Genomic DNA, 19,787 nt, shown 5'->3' with positions numbered 1-19,787 from the left:
CGGTGTCCGGCTACATCACCACCGGCGCGCCGGGCGTGTTCGGCCCGCCGCTGCGCGACCTCACGATCGATCTCGATGCCCGCATCAACGAGGTGCGCAACAACGCCCAGCAGCGGCTCACCGACACATCCTATTGGACCAACCTCAACACCTTCCTCGACAAGGGCAGCAAGATCCTCTTCTTCCACGGCGTGAGCGATCCCTGGTTCTCGGCCTGGGATACGTGGGATTACTGGCTGCGCGCGTCCGAAACGAATGACGAAGCCTGGGACAAGGCGAGCCGCTTCTACATGGTGCCGGGCATGGCCCATTGCGGCGGCGGCAATGCCTTCGACCAGTTCGATCTGCTCGGCGCCGTGGTGGACTGGGTCGAGCAAGGCAAGGCGCCAGAAGGCGTGACTGCGAGCCGGCGCGATGGATCGGCCAGTCGTCCGCTCTGCCCGTTCCCGGGATATGCGCGCTATACCGGCGGCGATGCCACGAAGGCCAGCAGCTTCACCTGCACCCAACCTGACGTGGAGGAAAAGCCATGAGCCGCGGCCTCGGTGCAGTCGCGCTGATATCCGCGTTGGCGCTCCCGGCTCATGCCGCCGACGCTGACCCCAGCAAGCCCAGCCTGGAGTTCGCCTTTGAAGAGGTGGTCACGCTCTCGCCGGCCATGCCGGCCGGGAAGACGCCCTATGGCGAGCGCCTGATCATTCCGATCACCGGCGGGACGTTTGAGGGGCCGGGCATCAAGGGTACGATCATCCCTGGCGGATGGGACTGGCAGTTGCGGCGCAGCGATGGCTGCACGGACATCAAGGCCGATTACATGATCCGCACCGATGATGGCGTGATCATCAACGTCGTCAACAAGGGCACGCTGTGCGGGCCGGACAAGGACGGCAGGCCTCGGCCGGGGCGCACCCACCCGGTGTTCGAGGCACCGCTCGGCAAATATGAGTGGCTGGGGCAGAGCGCGTTTCTTGGCACACTGGAGCCGGTGATGGCGGACGGCAAGGTGAGCGCCGTCCGCATCCGCTTCTACCGGGCGATGTAAGCGGGCGCCTTCCGGGCGGTCAGATGCCGTAGATGTCCAGCATGGTCGGCACCCGGTCGTTCAGCAGGCGGATGACCTTGCGGGAGATTTTCCACGCGCCGTCCTCGTGTCGCAGCTCATGCTCGTATCGGCCGAAATAGGCGTGCGAGCGATTGCTGCGCACGTCGTGCACATTCACGATGAAGGTCGAATTGACGCGCGCCAGCCCCTCGCCCGCCGGCTCGGCGATGACATTGCCAATCATGTGGGACACACGCGGCATGACAGCAGACGCCACCGAAAAGCCCGAGCGGATGCGCTGGATCCGGTCCGCCAGGTTGCGGCGACCGCGATAGTAGATCAGCGAGAGTTCAGCCTCAGGGTCTTCGGTCTGCGTGCCGTCGTCGCGCCAGGCGGGCATCCAGAACACGCAATCCTTGGTGAACAGCTCAAGCCAGGCCTCGAGATCGAGACGGTCGAGCAGCAGCGCCTCGCGATAAAGCAGTTGCGCGGCGTCGGCGTGGCTCAGCTGGCTCATGCGATCACCTCCGCCATGCGCTGCGCCCAGGCGCGATAGTAGCTCGCGAACAGGCTTTCGTCGCACAGCTGCGCATCCGCGACGACGTTGCGCGCGGGCTTGAGGTCGATCATGTCGGCATACATGTTCCCGCCCTCTTTCGAGGCGGTCAGACCGCGCGCGTGGCCTTGCAGCCAGGGACGGTCCTGCTCAGCCATGCCCAGCTGGGCCTCCTCATAGCAGACGGTGTCGTCCGGTGTTGCCATGCCGGTCGGATTGAAGAAATCCTCATATTGCCGGATGCGGAATGTCCGCGCCTGCGCACTCTCCCCGCGCGGCGCGATGCACCAGGTCTGCATCTCGGTGAGGCCGGCAGCCAATGGGCGGATGACGCGCATCTGGCTCGACGCATTTTCGGCGATCTGCAGGTTGGGGAAAATGGTCAGGTTGCGCATGTTGAACATCCAGTTGCGCTTGGCCTCGCCGTGATCGCGGGCGAGCTGTTCGGCTCGCTCAAACTCTGGAATGGCCGAGGAGACGGGCATGATGCCCCAGTTGAGCACATGGCCATGATCGAAGCTCATCGTGCCGCCGCTGGTGCCGCTGGCTTCCTCCTGCCAGAAATCGGAGGCCCCCAGCGAGGACTGCACGACATCTTCGGCCTGCTCCTTGGCGCGCTGATCGAGAATGCGGATGTAGCTCGGGTGGGTGGAGGTGAAGTGATACTGGTCCGAGCAGTTTTCGAGCTGCATCTTCCAGTTCGCAGCATAAGTGAAGGTGACGCGGCCGGGGACCAGCTCCACGCCTTCCGGGCTCTTGTCGACCACCAGATCCAGCAACTTGCGGGCCTCGCCAAGATGCTCGTCTAGGCTGGGCACTTCGGCATTCAGGCTGGCGAACAGGAAGCCGCGATACTCGCCGAACTTTGCAACGGGTGCCAGATCGTGGTTCTCATCGTCGAACCCGGCGCCATAGCAGCCGCTCTTCTGCCACTTGATGTTCTTGTTCGCGCCGGCGCTGTCGAACGTCCAGCTGTGATAGGGGCAAACGTGCCGGCGCGCATTGCCACACAGCTTCTGGATGAGGCGCACGCCCTTGTGCGGACACGCATTGACGAAACAGTGCAGCACCCCTTCGCCATCACGACTGACAATGATAGGTACTCGTCCGATGAAGCCGGTGAAATAATCATGGGGATTCTCGGCTTGCGTGGCGAGCCCGATGAACACCCACCCGCCTTCGAAGATGTGCTTCATCTCCAGATCGAACAGATCGGGGTCGCGGAACAGGGCGCGGTTGACGCGGAACACGCCGTCTTCCGGGCGGTCGTCGATCAGGTCGCGAAGCGCAAAGCCGGTCATCGTTCACTCATCTCCCAAGGATCATGCTGGTCGCGCGACAAGATCCTGGAACACCATCGCGCGCATCATGCGAAATCACTTAACATGATAAGCATATCGTCGCAACTGCCGCAAGAGGGATGTGTGGGCTCACTCCTCATCGATTGCTGCGCACAATGCGCGCAACTCAGCGGCGAGGTCATCAAGGCGGGTCGCGCCGAACCGGGTGGAATAGACCCGCATCATCGCCGCGACATGGGCGGAAACCGCTGTCACGATCTGCGCGCCGGCCGGCGAGAGCGCGATGGTGGAGCGCCTGCGATCATCGAGATCGGCTGTGCGCACGATCAGCGCACGCGCTTCCAGTTCGCGCAAGATGCGCGTGACGCTCGGCGCGTGGAGCAGCGCGACTTCGGCTAGGTCGGTTGCATCGGTGGTGCCCCGGTCGTTGATCACCCGCAGCACGCGCCACTGCGGCTCGGTGATGTCGAAGTCGCGCAACTTGGTGCGCATCGGGGCGATCACCGCTTCCTTGGCGCTCAACAGGATCGCAGCCAGCGATTGCTCGAATGGCGGGAGTTTCTCGTCTTCGACCATCTTTGCCCCTTTCGCGCACTGCCTGCCCTGCCCGCCGCGTCATTCCACGGCCGGCGCTCGCGCAAAACTCATCGCTATTCACTGAGCCGTCGTCCAGCCCATAAAAAACGGGGCCGCCTTTCGGCAGCCCCGCCCTTAAGCTCTTGAGACCGATCAGGCCTTCTTGGTGCGCCAGCTGTCAGCATAGCCGGTGCGGGCGACGGCCGAGTAAGGCACCGGCGCAACGATCGCCTTGATCTCGGTCTGCTCGTGCGGCTCGACGGTCGGCTTGGAGGTGCCGCCATTGGGCTCGCCCCACAGCAGGGAGACTTCCGTGCCAGGCTTGGCGTACTTCGGGTCGATCATGGCGAGCGTGAGCATCTTGCCCTCGTTCGACGAGTAACCCACCCAGGTGGAGACGCCGATGTGCTTGCCGTCGACCATCACCGAGTCATAGGGGTGCATCGAGTAGACTGCGCTCGGGAACTCGAAATACTTCGCGCGGCCGGACTCGGCGAAGTAGCTGCTCATCACGCGCAGCATGTCCTCGTCGTCGAGCGCCAGCGTCACCTTTTCCAGATGCGGCTCGTTCGCCATCTTCTCAAGGGCTTCCTTGCCGATGAAGTCATGGTCGAACTTGACGATGATGCCATAGCCGACATCCCACGGCGTCAGGCCGTAGCCCTCAAGCGTCTCGGGCACGAACGAACCGCCCGCGGAGCACTTGGCGCCATAGCTGTTCTCGCCGGCCCACTTGCGGAAGTCCGCAGAGCCTTCGCCGAACAGATAGCCCGGGAACGGGGATGGGATCCAGCCCGACTCCAGCGTGTTCGACGAGTAAGCGCGACCGCCGACAAGGGCGAGGTCGTGCTTCTTGCCGGCGGCGACGAGCGCGCTGTGCACCGCTTCGTAATCGGCCCAGGGACCATAAAGCTCATAGCCCGGCTGACCGGCCATGCCGTGACGCAGGGCGCCAACAGTCTTGCCGGCGATCTGGACGTCCGCCATGTTGAAGAACTTGAGGTCCGGCGCAGCCTGGCCCATCGCGTCCGTCAGGATCGCCATGGCGTTGGGGCCCTGCAGCTGGAAGCGATAGTGGCGACGCTTGCCGTCCGTGCGCAGCGCGGTGCGCTCGTCGCGGGTCAGCGTGACGTTCCACTTGCCGGTGGAGGCGTGGAACTCGGCCCACTCGATGGCCGGCGCGCGGCCGACGAGATTGAACTGGTTCTCGGCGAGGTAGAACAGGATCACGTCGCCAATGACATAACCCTCAGGCGTCACCGGGACCCACTGCTTGGCCTTGCCGGGCTTGAAGTTCTTGAAGCTGTTGATGCCGAGATAGTTGAGGAACTCGAAAGCGTCGGGGCCTTCGACCATCAGCTCGACCATGTGGTAGCTCTGGTTGAACAGCACGGCCGTCTTGGCCCATGCGCGCTGCTCGTTGCGCCAGTTCGAATATTCCGCCGGCACGCCCGGATAGACGTTGGGACCGGTCTGCTGGTTGCGCAGGAAGTCGACGGCATTGCCGGCGCCATCCAGCACGTCTTGAAGATTCTTCGCCATGATACTCTCCTTCGGACTGAAGTTGGAAACGCAGTTATAATTGGTCAGGGGTTCGCGGTTGCCGCAGCCTCTTGCTGCGCGACCCGGTCGAGCCAGGTGCGCAACAGGGCGGACATCGCATCGGGCTGTTCGACCGGGAGCATATGCCCTGAATCCGGGATCACAGCATAAGTCGCGCCCGCAATTGCTGCAGCAATTCGCTCATGCTGCACCGGCGGCGCCCAGGCGTCGTGCGCGCCGGTTGCGACCAAGGCAGGGCAATGAATTTGCGGCAACAGGCTCTCGACTTCCGGGCGTGCCAGCAGGGCGCGAATCTGCCGCTCGAACATGTCGATGCCGGCATCGCTGCACATCTGCCAGAGCATGTCCATCAACTGCGGCTTGAGCCGGTTGCGCTCCCACACCATCGGCGGGAGCCAAGAATCGATCAGGGCGTCCATGCCCTCTTCCACGCCGCGGTTAAGCAGCGCGAAGCGACCGTCCGCCTCGTTAGGCTTGGGCAAATGAACGCCGGTACTGATGAGGCCGATGCCGGCAAGCCGCTCGGGCACCTTGCGGAAGATTTCGAGCGCGACCCGGCCGCCCATTGAATGGCCGACAACAGCAAAGCGCGAGGGGGCTGACTTGATCACCTGATCGGCCATGGCGGTGAGGCTGTCCGCCTCGCCATATCCATCCACGGCTGTGATCGGCATGATCTGCCCCAAGGCGGCGACCTGCGGCGCCCAGATGCGCGCATCGCAAATGAGGCCCGGCAACAATAAGACCGGCACTGCCAGAGAGGGCGAGTCGTTCATCGCTTCCAATCGTTCGTATATACGAAAACTTCATCTACCCGAAAACGTGGCGCAAGGCCAGACCAATTCGGAGTTGAGACTGCAATTTTGCTGCACGTCAGGAATGCACAGGCACCCAATGCGAGCAACCCTCCCACGCCGGGCGCGGGAGGGTCTACTATGGTGTCCTTGCGGGACGAATGGACCTGCTGGTGTCAGTCAACCAGCATCAGCGCGTCGAGAGCGACCACGCCCTGACCCTTGGGATAGACGACCACCGGATTGAGATCGAGCTCCTGAATGCGCGGCTCGCCGCGCAGCAGGCGACCAATACCGCCGATCAGATCGGCCACCGCGTCAACGTCCAGTGCGGGCGCACCGCGATAGCCATTGAGCAACGCAGCCTGCTTGAGCTTGCCCAGCTCCGCCACGATGGCCGCCTTGGTCATGTCCGGCGAGAGCAGGCGTACATCCTGCAGGATTTCCGCCGTCACGCCGCCGAAACCGGCGAGGATCACCGGACCCCATTGCGGATCATTCTTGGCGCCGACGATCAGTTCCATACCGCGCGCGCCCATTGCCTCGATCAGCACGCCATCGAGAATGATGGATGCGTCATAGCGCTTCACGTCCGCGAACATCTTGTCCCACGCCGCGCGGATCGCATCGGCGCCGACCAGATTGAGCGCCACGCCGCCGGCATCGCTCTTGTGGCTGAGCGCGGCAGCCTGCGCCTTCATGACCACTGGCCCGCCAATGGCGTCGGCCGCAGCAATCGCTTCGTCTACGGTCGCGGCAAACTGACCCTTGGGGAAGGGAATGCCGAGCGGCGCAAGCAGAGCCTTGGCCTTATATTCCGGCACGACGCCCTTCTCGCTGGCCAGCGCAGGCACGCTTGCCGGCGCTGCGTCCGTCTTGGTCGCATCGCGCTGACCAGCGGCCGAGAGCCGCTTGATGGCGCGCAATGCCCGCTCGGTGGTCGGGAAATAGGGGATGCCCTCGACGCGAAGCTGCTCGATCCAGTCGGCCGGCACATGCGCGCCCTCATCCACGCCGCCGAAGATCACCGGCTTGGTCGCCTTGAGCTCACGGACGGCCTTGAGGAACGGCGGCAGCTTGATGCCGATCGTCGCCGGATTGGTCTGGATGATCCCGGCGAAGATGGTGCCGACGCGATCATCCTCGAACAGCGCCGCGAGGGTGCGGTAATACATGTCGGGATCGACAAGCCCCTGTGCGGTCAGATCGAGCGGATTGCTAACCGGGACGAACTCGGGCAGCGCCGCGCGCAAAGCAGGCGCATTGTTGTCATCGAGGGTCGGCAGCGCCAGCTCCAGCTCTTCGGCGAGGTCCAGCGTCAGCGCCTTGAGCGCACCGGATTCGCCAAGCACGGCGGTACCGCCACTCGGCAGCGCCGGGCAACGCGCCGCGATCTCGGTGATGTCGCCCAGCTCTTCCAGCGTCTCGGCGACGACGACCCCTGCCCGCTCCACCTTGGCGCGCATGAGCTTGTAGTCGCCAGCCATCGCGCCGGTGTGCGTGGCAGCGGACTCGCGCGCCGCGCTGCTCTTGCCCGGGTGCAGCAAGGCAACGAGCTTGCCGGCGGCACGGGCCTTGTCCATCAGTGCCAGGAAGCGGGCGGGATCGCGGAACTGCTCGACGATCATCGCGATGATGCGCGTCTTCTCGTCGGCGATCATGAACTCGACATAATCCTCGACGCCGCTGCCGGCCTCATTGCCGGTGGAGACCGAGTAAGTGAGGTCGAGCGTGCGGCTCTCCAGCATCACCGCGAGCACGGCCGCCATGGCGCCGCTCTGCGAGACGATTCCGACGCCACCCGGGCTGGGCGCCTTGATGTCGGTATCGATGAAGGTGAGCGGAATGCGGTCCAGATAGTTCACCGAACCCAGGCAATTCGGCCCCTCGACCACGAGGCCGGCCTCGCGCGCAATGCGCCCGATTTCCTGCTGGTCGGCCATGCCCTGCTCGCCGCCCTCGGCGAAGCCTGCCGCAAAGATGATGGCGGCGCCGGCCTTGCGCGCGGCAAGCTGGCGCATCGTATCGAGCACGGCGACGCGGGGAATGGCGAGGATCGCGCAATCCACGCCCTCGGGCAGCGCCTCGACGCTGGGCACCGCAGGGCGACCGCTGATCGTTTCACGCTTGGGATTGACGAGATGGATGTCACCGGAAAAGTCGTTCCGAACGAGATTGGCCAGAACGCTGGCACCGAGCGAACCCGGCGTCTCGGATGCCCCGACGATCGCAATGGACCGCGGACGCAGCAACCGATTGATGTCACGCGTTCCCGCCTGCGGGCGCTCTCCGGCCTCAACCGTCATAACTCAACTCTCCTTCGCGAAACCAGCTCGTGGCAATCAGACCTTTCGCCCCGGAGGCGGATGCAGCCGGGGCGAAGGATAACACACAGGAAAGGGCGGCCCTGCTTGGGCCACCCTTCCGGCAACTCAGACGTCGGTCTTGGTCTTGTCGTAGTGACCCAGGCCCGGCTTGAAGGTCTTGTCGTCGAGGAACTGCTTCATCGCGACATGGCGGCCATCCGACTTGTCGAACCAGTTGAGACCTTCCTGCAGGCGGATCAGATAATCCTCTGCATTGTCGTAGGTCATTTCCTTGACCCGGCGGACGGCGTCCTTGGTGTACTTCACCGTCGCCCAGTTCTTGGCGATCAGCGTCTCGGCTACCTGCTTCACGCGGGCCTTGAGTTGGTCGACCGGCATCGACTCGTTGACGAGATTGTAGAGGGCTGCTTCCTGACCGGAGAGGTTCTCCCCCATCATGGCGTGATACATGGCGACGCGCATCGGCATCAGGTCCACGGCCACCTTGGTGGCGCCACCGCCGGGGAGGATGCCCCAGTTGACTTCCGACAGGCCGAACTGCGCTTCGTCAGCCGCAAAGGCGAGATCGCAGGCGAACAGCGGGCCATAAGCGCCGCCGAAGCACCAGCCATGCACCATGGCGATGGTCGGCTTCTGGAACCAGCGCAGACGCTCCCACCAGGTATAGGCTTCACGCTGTGCCTTGCGCGTGCCGGCCAGGCCCTGCGCCTCGGTCTCGCGGAAATATTCCTTGAGGTCCATGCCGGCGCACCAGGCGGGGCCTTCGCCACCCAGAACCACAACGCCGACATCGTCCCGGAATTCGAGATCCGTCAGAACCTTGAGCATCTGGCGGTTCAACTTGGGGCTCTGCGCGTTCCGCTTGGCAGGACGGTTATAATAGACCCATGCGATATTATTCTCGATCTCGACCCGAACGGTATCCTCTTCCCGCTCGACGGACGTATTTTCCTCAGCCATTTGATTTCCCTTCAAGGCAATTTATGCTATGCGCCATAGCATTATCGACCATGGCTCACAAGGGGCTGGCGACTGGTTTTCATCCGGGGGCATGATGGCAAGGGACCAGAGGCAGGGACGCGACAAGGCGCTGGATTCACCGGCTGAACCCCCGGTCGCGACCATGCTCGCGAGCCCGCTCGACGGGACGCTCGGCTATCGGCTGCGCCGCGCTTCCATGGCGATGATGGGCGATGTCATCGCCGCACTGCGCGCCATTGACCTAAGCGTCGGCGAGGCCTCCTTGCTGATTCTCGTCGGCCATAATCCGGGTTGCCGGCAGAGCGATGTCGGGCGGGCGCTGGCGATCAAGCGCGCCAACCTGACGCCACTCATCGGCCGGCTCAAAGCTCGCGATCTCATCAGCGATGCGCCCATTGACGGGCGATCCCTGAGCCTGACGCTCACGCCGCAGGGGGAAGCCCTGCAGCGCGAAGCGATGAAGCGGGTGAAGGCGAGCAATCGCAAGTTCCAAAAACGCCTGACCATCGAGGAAAAGGCGCTGCTCGCCGCGCTGGAAGCGTTGGGCTGAGCGGGGCTACGGCCCCTCCCCTCCCGGGCATCAACCTATCGCGGCTTCGCCCTTCACCGTCACCGGAATGCGCAGATAGCGCACGCCATTGGCCTCCGCCTTCGGGAAGCGCCCAGCGCGGATGTTGACCTGGATCGAGGGCAGCAACAGGCGCGGCGCGGACAATCCGGCGTCCCGCTTGGTGCGCATCGCCACAAAGTCCTCCTCGCTGACATCATCGCGCACATGCACGCTGTTTTTCCGCTGCTGGCCGACGGTGCTCTCCCAGCGATAATCATCCCGCCCCGGCGCCTTATAATCATGGCACATGAACAGGCGGGTCTCGTCCGGCAGGCTCAGCAGGCGGCGGATCGAGCGGTAGAGGGTGCGGGCATCGCCGCCGGGGAAGTCGGCCCGCGCGGTCCCATAATCCGGCATGAACAGCGTATCACCCACGAAAACCGCATCGCCGATCCGGTAGGCGATGTCCGCCGGGGTGTGACCCGGAAGATGCAGCACCTCGACCTCCAGCGATCCGATCGAGAACCGCTCGCCATTGGCGAACAGGCAATCGAAATCCGAGCCGTCGGTCTGCAAATCGTCCAGCGCGAAGACCGGGCGGAAGATCTTTTGAACGTCCCGGATGTGCTCGCCAATGCCGATCTTCGCGCCCGTCTTCGCCTTGAAGAAGGGCGCGGCGGATAGGTGATCGGCATGGGCATGGGTTTCCAGCACCATGGCAATCGACCAGTTCTGAGCCTTGGCGCGGGCAAGAATGCGCTCGGCTGAGCCTGTGTCGACCTCGCCGCTGGCTGGATCGAAATCCAGCACCGGATCGACCACCGCCGCGATGTGCGTCTGAGGATCGACCACCAGATAGCTCACCGTGTTGGTGGGCTCGTCAAAAAATGCCTCAATGATGGGTTGGGTCATAAGGGCCTCCGTTCGATGCTTGACAATATAGAAGCGCCTTCTACATTAGCAATATCTAATTTAGAGGATACTGATGTTAAAAGCTGCCATGGATCTTGACATGCTCGAGGCGCGCGCCGGAGAGGTTGCGCAGGTGCTGAAGGAGTTGAGCAACGGGCGTCGCCTGATGCTGCTGTGCAAGCTCGTCGAACATGGCGAGCGCATGGTGGGCGATCTGGCGGACGATGTCGGCCTCTCTCAATCGGCCCTGTCGCAGCATCTCGCCCGGCTCCGCGAGGAAGGCCTCGTGACCTCCCGCCGCGAGAGCCAGACCATCTGGTACAGGATCGCCGATCCCCGGATCGAGACCCTGCTTGCCACGCTCTATCAACTCTATTGCACAGGGGACTGACCCCATGACGATCCAGACACTCTCCCCCGCCGACGCCAAGCGCCTCATTGAGGGTGGCGCCAAGCTCATCGATATCCGCGCGGCGGACGAACATGCCCGCGAGCGCATTCCGGGCGCCGTCAACGTGCCGCTGGAGCGCATCGACACGGTCGACGCCGGCAACAATGCCATCGTGTTTCACTGCCGCTCCGGCATGCGGACACAGGCCAATGCCGACCGGCTGGCCGCAGCCAGTGATGCCCCCTGCTTCATTCTGGAAGGCGGCATCGACGCCTGGCGCAAGGCCGGGCTGGATGTGCACATCGACAGCGGGCAGCCGCTCGAGATCATGCGGCAGGTGCAACTGACTGCCGGCGGGCTGGTGCTCATCGGTGTGCTGCTCGGCTTCCTCGTCGCGCCGGGGTTCTTCGGCCTTTCCGCCTTTGTCGGCGCGGGCTTGATGTTCGCGGGGGCGACCGGTTGGTGCGGCATGGCGACGCTGCTCCAGCGCATGCCCTGGAACCGTCGCAAGGCGGCCTGAGGCCATGACGACCGCGCAGATCCTCCTCGCGCTCCTCTCGGGCGGCATTATCGGCATCGTACTCGGAATGGTGGGCGGCGGCGGATCGATCCTTGCCGTGCCGCTGCTCGTCTATGTCGTCGGGATTGGATCGACCCATGGCGCGATTGCAACGGCAGCCGTAGCGGTCGCGGCCAATGCGGCAACGGGGCTTGCGGGCCATGCGCGGGCCGGGCGGGTCAAATGGCCCTGCGCGCTGGTGTTCGCGGCGTCGGGCGTCGTGGCGGCAGCGCTGGGGGCGGAGATCGGGAAGGCGGTGGACGGCCGGCGGCTGCTCGCGCTGTTCGGCCTGCTGATGATCGGCGTCGGTATCGCGATGCTGCGCAGGCGCAAGGGCGTTGACGATCCCGACGTGCGCCTCACCCGCCAGTCCGCCGGGCGGCTGCTGCCGCGGCTGATCCCCATGGGCGCCGGCGTGGGTCTGGCGGCGGGGTTCTTCGGGATTGGTGGCGGGTTTCTGATCGTCCCGGCGCTCATCGCGGCGACGGCCATGCCCTTCGCCACGGCCGTCGGTACCTCGCTGGTGGTGGTGACGGCATTGGGACTAACCACTGCGACATCCTATGCGCTGTCCGGCTATGTCGACTGGCCGCTGACGGCGCTGCTGATCGCCGGCGGTGCTGCGGGCTCGGTGCTGGGGATGCGCGCGGGGTCGGCGCTTGCTGCGCACAAAAAGCTGCTCGAGCAGGGCTTTGCGATGCTGGTGATCGGCGTCGGCGGCTATGTGGTCTGGACCGCCCTCTAGCCCCATCCGCCGGCGCTAGGCCGTGCGGGTCATCATGCTTGCGATGGGGAGAAATGGCGCGCCCGGAACGATTCGAACGTCCGACCCTCAGATTCGTAGTCTGATGCTCTATCCAGCTGAGCTACGGGCGCTTGCCAATCTCACGGTGCCGGTTGGCCGCCGTGGGAGAGGCGCAGATAGTCGGGGGCGCCGTCCGTGGCAACCCCCTTTTTTGCATTCTTTTTGTCCTTTCAACCGCGCGCGGCGAGTGCCGCCTGTGCGGCCGCCAGACGGGCGATCGGCACGCGGTAGGGCGAGGCGCTGACATAATCGAGGCCCGCCTTTTCGCAGAAGGCGATGGAGGCCGGATCGCCGCCGTGCTCGCCGCAAATGCCAAGCTTGATGGCCGGGCGCGTCGCCCTGCCCCGCTCCACGGCGATCTCGATCAGCTCACCCACGCCTTCGACATCGAGGCTCACGAACGGGTCGCGCGCGAAGATGCCCTTGTCGACATATTGGGTAAGGAACCGCCCGGCGTCGTCCCGGCTGATGCCGATGGTCGTCTGCGTCAGATCGTTGGTGCCGAAGGAGAAGAACTCGCCGGCCTCGGCAATCTCGCCGGCCTTGAGCGCGGCGCGCGGCAGTTCGATCATGGTGCCGACGAGATACTCGACCGAGGCGCCGCGCTCTGCGAACACGGCCTTGGCGGTCTTGTCGACGATGTCCTTCATCAGCTCCAGCTCGCGCTTGGTGGCGACGAGGGGAATCATGACCTCGGGGATCGGCGCGTCACCGCTGGCCTTGGCGACATCCAGCGCTGCCTCGAAGATGGCGCGGGCCTGCATCTCGTAGATCTCGGGATAGGTGACGCCCAGACGACAGCCGCGATGGCCGAGCATCGGGTTGAACTCGTGCAGTTCGGCCGCGCGACGCTTGAGCAGATCGACACTCACCCCGGCAGCCTCGGCCACGTCGGCAAAATCGACATCCTCATGCGGCAGGAACTCGTGCAGCGGCGGATCGAGCAGGCGAATCGTGACCGGCAGACCGGCCATCTCGGTGAAAATCTCGGTGAAGTCGGCGCGCTGCTCGGGGAGCAGCTTGGCCAGCGCCTCGCGTCGGCCTGCCTCTGTCTCGGCCAGGATCATCTGGCGCACGGCGGTAATCCGCGCGGCATCGAAGAACATATGCTCGGTGCGGCACAGGCCCACGCCTTCCGCGCCGAACTCGCGGGCGGTGCGGCAATCTTGCGGCGTCTCGGCATTGGCGCGCACCTTGAGGCGGCGTACCTGATCGGCCCACTCCATCAGCGTGCCGAAATCGCCGGCCAGCTCGGGCTGCACGGTCGGCACTTCACCGGCCATCACTTCGCCGGTCGCGCCGTCGATAGTGATGATCTCCCGCTCCTTGAGCAGGCGGTCGCCGATCCGCATCAGCTTGCCGGCGGTATCGATGGAAATGCTGCCTGCGCCAGACACGCAGGGGCGGCCCATGCCACGCGCCACCACGGCGGCGTGGCTGGTCATGCCACCGCGCGCGGTGAGAATGCCCTTGGCCGCGTGCATCCCGTGAATATCCTCCGGGCTGGTCTCGATGCGCACGAGGATGACCGCCTCGCCCAGCTCATTCAGCCGCTCGGCGGTCTCGGCATCGAACACCACCTGACCGGAGGCCGCCCCGGGCGAGGCCGGCAGGCCCTTGGTCAACACATCGCGCGGCGCCTGCGGATCGAGCGTCGGGTGCAGCAGCTGGTCGAGCGCGGCGGCATCGACGCGCGCCACGGCTTCCTCATTGGTAATCAGCCCTTCCGTGGCCATGTCCACCGCGATCTTGAGCGCGGCCTTGGCGGTGCGCTTGCCCGATCGGGTCTGCAGCATCCACAGCTTGCCCTGCTGCACGGTGAACTCGATATCCTGCATGTCGCGATAATGCGTCTCGAGGATTTGGAAGACCTTGGCCAGCTCGGCATAGGTCTCCGGCATGGATTCCTCCATGCTGAGCGGCTTGGCCCCGGCCCGCTCCCGCGCGGCCTTGGTCAGATATTGCGGCGTGCGGATGCCGGCGACGACATCCTCGCCCTGCGCATTGATGAGGTATTCGCCATAATAAGCGTTCTCGCCGGTCGCGGGATCCCGCGTGAAGGCGACGCCGGTGGCGGACGTTTCGCCCATATTGCCGAACACCATGGCCTGCACGTTGACCGCCGTGCCCCAGTCGCCCGGAATATTGTTGAGGCGACGATAGACCTTGGCGCGGTCCGCCTGCCAACTGCCGAACACGGCGCCCACGGCACCCCAGAGCTGTTCATGCACATCCTGCGGGAACGGCTTGCCCCAGAGTTGCTGCACCAGCGCCTTATATTCGGCGACCAGCGCCTGCCAGTCCTCCGCGCTCAGCTCGGTATCGAGGAAGGCGCCCTTGTCTTCCTTGGCGATCTCCAGCGCTTCCTCGAACTTGCCGTGATCGAGGCCGAGCACCACGTCCGAATACATCTGGATGAAGCGGCGATAGCTGTCCCACGCGAAGCGCGCGTCGCCGGAGACGGTGGCGAGGCCTTCCACGGTTTCATCGTTGAGGCCGAGGTTGAGCACCGTGTCCATCATGCCCGGCATGGAGACGCGGGCCCCGGAGCGGACGGAGACCAGCAGCGGATCGGCCTTGTCGCCGAAGCGCTTGCCGGTCACGCCCTCGATATGCGCGATGCCTCCAGCGACTTCCGCATTCAGGCTCTCGGGATAGGTCTCGCCATCCTCATAATAGCGCGTGCACATCTCGGTGGTGATGGTGAAGCCCGGCGGCACCGGCAGGCCGATTGCGGCCATGCCATCCAGATTGGCGCCCTTGCCGCCAAGCAGGTTCTTGTCGCCCTTGCCGCCATCATCGACGCCACCACCGAAACGGTACACATATTTCGTCATTCAGACACTCCACCTGCATTGGAATGCGCGCGCAAGCAGCCGTTATGGTCTCGCCGCCGACGCGCGATTATTGCTCGCGAACCTAACCTTCGATTTTCGAGAAGTCGGCGACTTTGTGCACCGCAGCGCGAATACGGGTCAACAGACTTAACCGTGATTGGCGCTTGACCGGATCGGCATCGTTCACCGTCACCGTCTCGAAAAACGCATCGATGGGCGCGCGAAGCGTAGCCAGCGCGGCCATGGCGCTCTCGAAATCCTCCGCCTCGATCGCGGCCTGCGCGCGCGGCTCGGCCTCGTCGAGCGCGCTCACCAGTGCCGCCTCGGCGGGCTCCAGCGCGTAACCGGGCTCAGCCGCGAACTGTGCCTCATGCGCGCGCATGGCGTCGGCCATTTCCGGATCGGTCAGCGCTTCGCCGGGGTCTTCCTCGCCAAGCTGGCTCTGTGGCTTGCCACCCTCGGGCTGCTCCTTCTTGAGGATATTGGCCGCACGCTTGTAGCCGGCGAGGAGATTCTTGCCGTCCTCGGTGCTGACGAAGGATTGCAGCGCATGGACGCGGGCGAGCAGGCGAACGAGATCGTCCTCGCCGCCGAGCGCGAACACAGCGTCGATGAGGTCGTGGCGGACGCCGGCCTCCCGCTGCTGGACCTTGAGGCGGTCGGCGAAGAAGTCGAGAACTCCGTTCACCGTAGGGCGAACACGTTGAATAACGAGGCGATCCTTCGCTTCGTCGGACAAAACTGTATTTAACACCGCGCTTGCGGTGTCCGACCAATCATTTTCGTTCGCTGACAACCCGGCCGCTCCACGAGCAAGCATCAGCTGGTTAACTGCTGCTGCCGCTTGTGCGCCTTGCAACCGACCAAGATATGCAATGGCCAAAGTTGTAGCTCTCCGAAGAGGCAATTTCAGGTCAGAAGCCTGGACAATTGCCATAACTGACAGAGCAGCGCGTCTCAGCGCAAATGGATCGCGCGAGCCAGTCGGAGGCATCTCTTCATAGAAGAAACCTGCAATCGTATCCAGCTTATCCGCGAGCGACACCGCCACCGTCACCGGCGCAGTCGGAACCTCATCCCCCTGCCCGACCGGCTTGTAATGATCGCGGATGGCATCTGCCACCGCATCCGGCAGACCTTCGGTGCGGGCGTAATAGCCGCCCATCAGGCCCTGCAGTTCGGGGAATTCGCCGACCATTTCGGTGACGAGGTCGGCCTTGCACAGGCGGGCGGCCTGTTCAGCGAGATCGGCCAGTTGCGCTTTGCTGTGCTCCTGCGAAGGCAGGAGCCCAGGGCCAGCCTGGGTGACATCGCCCTGGATTCCTGCCTGCGCAGGAACACCGGGTTGGCTATCGGCGCCGACAATGCCTTCTTCTACCAGCCAGCGGGCGAGCTTCGCCACGCGGTCCACCTTGTCCGCGACGGTGCCCAGCTTCTCGTGGAAGGTGATGCGCGAGAGCTTGCGCGCATGGTCTTCCAGCTTCGTCTTCTTGTCCTGTTCCCAGAAGAAGCGGGCATCGGAGAGACGTGCGGCGAGCACCTTGCCATTGCCCTCGACAATCGCGTTGCCACCATCGCTGGCCTCGATGTTCGCCGTGCAGATGAAGGCGTTGGCGAGCTTGCCAGCACTGTCCCGCAGCACGAAATATTTCTGGTTGATGCGCAGCGTGAGCTGGATGACCTCGGGCGGCACCTCCAGAAACGCGGCATCGAAGCGGCCGAGCAGCGGCACCGGCCATTCGGTCAGCCCGGCATTCTCGGCGACGAGGCCGGCATCGGGGATCAGCTCCAGACCGGCTTGCGTCGCCAGCTCGTTGGCGCGCCGGTCGATGATCGCCTTGCGCTCATCCTGATCGACGATGACGTAGGCCGCACGCAATTGCTCGGCATAGGTCGCGGCGCTCTCGATGGTGATCGCGCCGCTGGAATGGAAGCGGTGGCCGCGCGTCGTCCGCCCGGTCTCAATCCCCTCGATGGCGAAGGGCACCACATCATTGCCGAGCAGCGCGATGATGCCCTGCAGCGGACGCACCCAGCGCAGGCTCTCAGTGGAGAGGCTGGCATCGCCCCAGCGCATCGACTTGGGCCAGGGGAAGGCGCGCACCACCTGCGGGATCGCCTCGGCCAGCACATCGGCCGTGGCGCGGCCAGGCTTCTCGACCGTGGCGAACCACACACCGTCGCGATCCTCAAGCTGCTCCTGCGTGAGGCCGGTCTTGCGCAGGAAGCCCTCCAGCGCCTGCGGCGGGGCCGAGGTGCGCGGGCCTTTGAATTCCTCGCTGACGGCCTGTGTGGAGAGCGGCAGAGCGCGCGCGATCAGGGCGAGACGGCGCGGGGTCACATGGACGGTCAGGCCCTCGGGCTTGAGGCCGGCCTGCGCCATCGCGTCGCTGAACAGCCGGGCGAAATCCTCGCTGGCCTTGGCCTGCATGCGCGCCGGGATTTCCTCGCAGCGCAGCTCGAGAAGGAAGTCAGCGCTCATTGATGCTCTCCGTTCGTGACGGGCGAAGTCGAGACACGCTCGCGCAGCCCTAAACGGTTCTCGACTTCGCTCGAACCGAACGGAGTTGTGGATTGCTTCATCATTCCGCCCATCCGTTATGCGTCATCCAGGCCTCGCAGCTTCCCTTGGCGAGATCGCGCACGCGGCCCATGTAGCTGGCGCGCTCCTGCACGCTGATGACGCCGCGCGCCTGCAGCAGGTTGAAGACATGGCTCGCCTCGATGGCCTGCTCATAGGCTGCGAGCGGCACGCCGGCCGCGATGCTCGCCTTGCACTCTTCCTCACAATCCTTGAACCAGCGGAACAGCTTGTCCGTATCCGCCACCTCGAAGTTCCACTTGGAGAGCTGGCGCTCATTTTCGAGGAACACGTCGCCATAAGTGACGGCGGGCCGATCCCCCACTGCCTCGTTGAACACAAGGTCGTACACGCTGTCGACGCCCTGGATATACATCGCGAGGCGCTCCAGCCCGTAGGTCAGCTCGCCCGCCACCGGCTTGCAGTCGAAGCCGCCCATCTGCTGGAAATAAGTGAACTGCGTCACCTCCATGCCATCGCACCACACTTCCCAGCCCAGACCCCAAGCGCCGAGCGTCGGGCTTTCCCAATCATCCTCGACGAAGCGGATGTCGTGCAGCAGCGGATCGATACCGATCGCCTTGAGCGAGCCGAGATACAGATCCTGCAGATCCGTCGGGCTCGGCTTCATGATCACCTGATATTGGTAATAATGCTGCAGCCGGTTGGGGTTCTCGCCATAGCGCCCGTCCGTCGGCCGGCGCGAGGGCTGCACATAGGCGCAGTTCCACGGGTTCGGCCCCAGGCTGCGCAGCGTGGTCGCGGGGTGGAAGGTGCCCGCCCCGACGCGCATGTCGAAGGGCTGGAGGATCACGCACCCCTGCGCTGCCCAATAGTCATGCAGCGTCAGGATGAGTTGCTGAAAGCTCAGCGGTTTGGAGGCCTTATCCTGCATGGTTCAACCGTTTCACGTCTAAGCTTGAGCGGCTGTGCACCGCCTGTCGGAACGGGCGCGCTTTGGCCCATGGGGCTAACGCGGTCAAGCCGCGCGGTGGCGCCGGGCCGGGCGGGGTTGCGTCCGCGCGCCAACTTGCCCAATGCAGGCGGTGATTTGAGGAGCGCGTGCATGAACTGGAAAACATTGATCCTCGGTTGGGCGCTGCTGCTGCCCCCGGCCCTCACCGGGCCCGCGCTCGCCCAGCAACCCAAGGCGCCGGCCACACCGGCACCCGCTGCGGAGGCGTCCACCGTTCACGCGCGCCCCGCCCTGTGGGTGGTGCGGGACAGGGACACGACGATCTATCTGTTCGGCACCATTCATCTGCTCAAGCCGGGCATCAGCTGGTTCGAGGGACCGGTGCGCAAGGCGTTCGACAAGGCGGATACCGTCGTGCTCGAGGTCATCGATCAGGATCAGGGCGCCACGCGGGAGGCAATCATGCAGCGCGCGGTGGCGCCGGGCCTGCCGCTCTCCAACAAGCTCGATGAGGCGACCCGCACCGCTTATTTCGCCGCGCTGGAGAAATATGGCGTCTCGACCCTGCTGTTCGACCATGTGAAGCCCTGGTTCGCGGCCACGACCCTGACCGTGCTGCCGCTGGATGCCCTCGGCTATTCGCCCGAAAGCGGCGTCGACAAGGCGGTGAAGGCTGCGGCGGTCAACGCGGGCAAGTCCCTGGTCGGGCTGGAGACCTCCAGCGAGCAGATCGGCTTTTTCGACCAGATGCCCGAGGGCGTGCAACTGACGCTGCTCAAGGAGACGCTGGCGGAGCTGCCGACGCTGGCCGAAACCATCGACGGCATGGTCGCCGCGTGGAGCGCTGGCGACGAAGAGCGGCTCGCGGCGCTGATGAACGAGACGACTGAGAGCAGCGAAGAAATCGAGCGCATCCTGCTCACCGACCGCAATGCCCGCTGGGCCGAGTGGATCGCCGCGCGGATGAAGCAGCCCGGCACGGTCTTCATGGCGGTGGGCGCGGGTCATCTGTCGGGAGACCAGAGCGTGCAGGCGATGCTGGGAAAGCACGGTCTGTCCGCCAAGCGAGTGAAATGGCCGCGGTGATGGACGGGGT

Annotated in this window: 18 protein-coding genes and 1 tRNA gene; 7 read left to right on the top strand and 12 right to left on the bottom strand. The window is 64.6% G+C overall.

What is annotated here, in order from left to right:
* Nucleotides 1-2: 2 nt before the first annotated feature.
* Nucleotides 3-533, top strand: a complete 531-nt coding sequence (locus tag M2336_RS18065) for a tannase/feruloyl esterase family alpha/beta hydrolase (protein ID WP_413715974.1) — start codon at nt 3-5, stop codon at nt 531-533.
* A complete protein-coding gene (locus M2336_RS12575; RefSeq protein ID WP_264572793.1) occupies nt 530-1,042 on the top strand; it encodes a DUF3237 domain-containing protein in 513 nt (170 codons plus the stop codon). Before M2336_RS18065 ends, M2336_RS12575 begins: the two co-directional genes overlap by 4 nt.
* 19 nt (nt 1,043-1,061) lie before the next feature.
* Here M2336_RS12575 and M2336_RS12570 read toward each other — a convergent pair whose 3' ends face one another.
* The 7 genes from M2336_RS12570 to M2336_RS12540 all read right to left on the bottom strand — a co-directional run bounded on the left by M2336_RS12570 (nt 1,062) and on the right by M2336_RS12540 (nt 9,119).
* A complete protein-coding gene (locus M2336_RS12570; RefSeq protein ID WP_264572792.1) occupies nt 1,062-1,559 on the bottom strand; it encodes an aromatic-ring-hydroxylating dioxygenase subunit beta in 498 nt (165 codons plus the stop codon).
* On the bottom strand, nt 1,556-2,899 hold the full coding sequence (locus M2336_RS12565; protein ID WP_264572791.1) for an aromatic ring-hydroxylating oxygenase subunit alpha: 1,344 nt from the start codon (nt 2,897-2,899) through the stop codon (nt 1,556-1,558). Before M2336_RS12565 ends, M2336_RS12570 begins: the two co-directional genes overlap by 4 nt.
* Before the next feature lie 129 nt (nt 2,900-3,028).
* Nucleotides 3,029-3,475 carry a MarR family winged helix-turn-helix transcriptional regulator gene (locus tag M2336_RS12560; RefSeq protein WP_264572790.1) on the bottom strand — a complete coding sequence of 149 codons (447 nt, stop codon included), beginning with the start codon at nt 3,473-3,475 and terminating at the stop codon, nt 3,029-3,031.
* Nucleotides 3,476-3,628: 153 nt separating this feature from the next.
* Nucleotides 3,629-5,017 carry a syringate O-demethylase gene (desA, locus tag M2336_RS12555; RefSeq protein ID WP_264570260.1) on the bottom strand — a complete coding sequence of 463 codons (1,389 nt, stop codon included), beginning with the start codon at nt 5,015-5,017 and terminating at the stop codon, nt 3,629-3,631.
* 44 nt (nt 5,018-5,061) lie between these two features.
* The gene (locus tag M2336_RS12550) at nt 5,062-5,814 is read right to left on the bottom strand and encodes an alpha/beta fold hydrolase (protein WP_264572789.1); all 753 of its coding nucleotides are present in this window, start codon (nt 5,812-5,814) and stop codon (nt 5,062-5,064) included.
* 194 nt (nt 5,815-6,008) lie between these two features.
* A complete protein-coding gene (locus M2336_RS12545; RefSeq protein ID WP_264572788.1) occupies nt 6,009-8,138 on the bottom strand; it encodes an acetate--CoA ligase family protein in 2,130 nt (709 codons plus the stop codon).
* 126 nt (nt 8,139-8,264) lie between these two features.
* On the bottom strand, nt 8,265-9,119 hold the full coding sequence (locus M2336_RS12540; RefSeq protein ID WP_264572787.1) for a p-hydroxycinnamoyl CoA hydratase/lyase: 855 nt from the start codon (nt 9,117-9,119) through the stop codon (nt 8,265-8,267).
* Nucleotides 9,120-9,147: 28 nt separating this feature from the next.
* On the opposite strand from M2336_RS12540, the gene M2336_RS12535 reads away from it, so the two are divergent.
* Nucleotides 9,148-9,690, top strand: a complete 543-nt coding sequence (locus tag M2336_RS12535) for a MarR family winged helix-turn-helix transcriptional regulator (RefSeq protein WP_264572786.1) — start codon at nt 9,148-9,150, stop codon at nt 9,688-9,690.
* A gap of 30 nt (nt 9,691-9,720) precedes the next feature.
* On the opposite strand, the gene M2336_RS12530 is transcribed toward M2336_RS12535, so the two are convergent.
* Nucleotides 9,721-10,602, bottom strand: coding sequence for an MBL fold metallo-hydrolase (locus M2336_RS12530; RefSeq protein WP_264572785.1), 882 nt, complete (start codon nt 10,600-10,602; stop codon nt 9,721-9,723).
* A gap of 73 nt (nt 10,603-10,675) precedes the next feature.
* On the opposite strand from M2336_RS12530, the gene M2336_RS12525 reads away from it, so the two are divergent.
* The 3 genes from M2336_RS12525 to M2336_RS12515 are packed head-to-tail and all read left to right on the top strand — an operon-like array spanning nt 10,676 to nt 12,297.
* Nucleotides 10,676-10,993 carry an ArsR/SmtB family transcription factor gene (locus tag M2336_RS12525; RefSeq protein ID WP_264593040.1) on the top strand — a complete coding sequence of 106 codons (318 nt, stop codon included), beginning with the start codon at nt 10,676-10,678 and terminating at the stop codon, nt 10,991-10,993.
* Between the two features lie 4 nt (nt 10,994-10,997).
* Nucleotides 10,998-11,513 (top strand): rhodanese family protein, encoded by a 516-nt coding sequence (locus M2336_RS12520; protein WP_181559611.1) that lies wholly within the window; start codon nt 10,998-11,000, stop codon nt 11,511-11,513.
* 4 nt (nt 11,514-11,517) lie between these two features.
* The gene (locus M2336_RS12515) at nt 11,518-12,297 is read left to right on the top strand and encodes a sulfite exporter TauE/SafE family protein (protein ID WP_264572783.1); all 780 of its coding nucleotides are present in this window, start codon (nt 11,518-11,520) and stop codon (nt 12,295-12,297) included.
* A gap of 54 nt (nt 12,298-12,351) precedes the next feature.
* Here the strand turns inward: M2336_RS12515 and M2336_RS12510 are convergent.
* The 4 genes from M2336_RS12510 to M2336_RS12495 form a co-directional block, all read right to left on the bottom strand.
* Nucleotides 12,352-12,428, bottom strand: a tRNA-Arg gene (locus tag M2336_RS12510).
* 99 nt (nt 12,429-12,527) lie between these two features.
* Nucleotides 12,528-15,194, bottom strand: coding sequence for a pyruvate, phosphate dikinase (ppdK, locus tag M2336_RS12505; protein WP_264572782.1), 2,667 nt, complete (start codon nt 15,192-15,194; stop codon nt 12,528-12,530).
* Between the two features lie 82 nt (nt 15,195-15,276).
* On the bottom strand, nt 15,277-17,676 hold the full coding sequence (glyS, locus tag M2336_RS12500) for a glycine--tRNA ligase subunit beta (RefSeq protein ID WP_264593039.1): 2,400 nt from the start codon (nt 17,674-17,676) through the stop codon (nt 15,277-15,279).
* A gap of 100 nt (nt 17,677-17,776) precedes the next feature.
* Complete coding sequence (locus tag M2336_RS12495; RefSeq protein ID WP_264572780.1) at nt 17,777-18,670, bottom strand: glycine--tRNA ligase subunit alpha; 894 nt, start codon at nt 18,668-18,670, stop codon at nt 17,777-17,779.
* A gap of 171 nt (nt 18,671-18,841) precedes the next feature.
* Between M2336_RS12495 and M2336_RS12490 the strand changes: the two genes are divergently transcribed.
* Nucleotides 18,842-19,777, top strand: a complete 936-nt coding sequence (locus M2336_RS12490; protein WP_264572779.1) for a TraB/GumN family protein — start codon at nt 18,842-18,844, stop codon at nt 19,775-19,777.
* Nucleotides 19,778-19,787: the final 10 nt, after the last annotated feature.

Origin of the sequence: Sphingobium sp. B1D7B (genome assembly GCF_025961965.1) — a bacterium.
Classification (GTDB): Bacteria; Pseudomonadota; Alphaproteobacteria; order Sphingomonadales; family Sphingomonadaceae; genus Sphingobium.
Note: the sequence above shows the minus strand (reverse complement) of the source record. Positions and strands in the feature narration are given on the sequence as shown.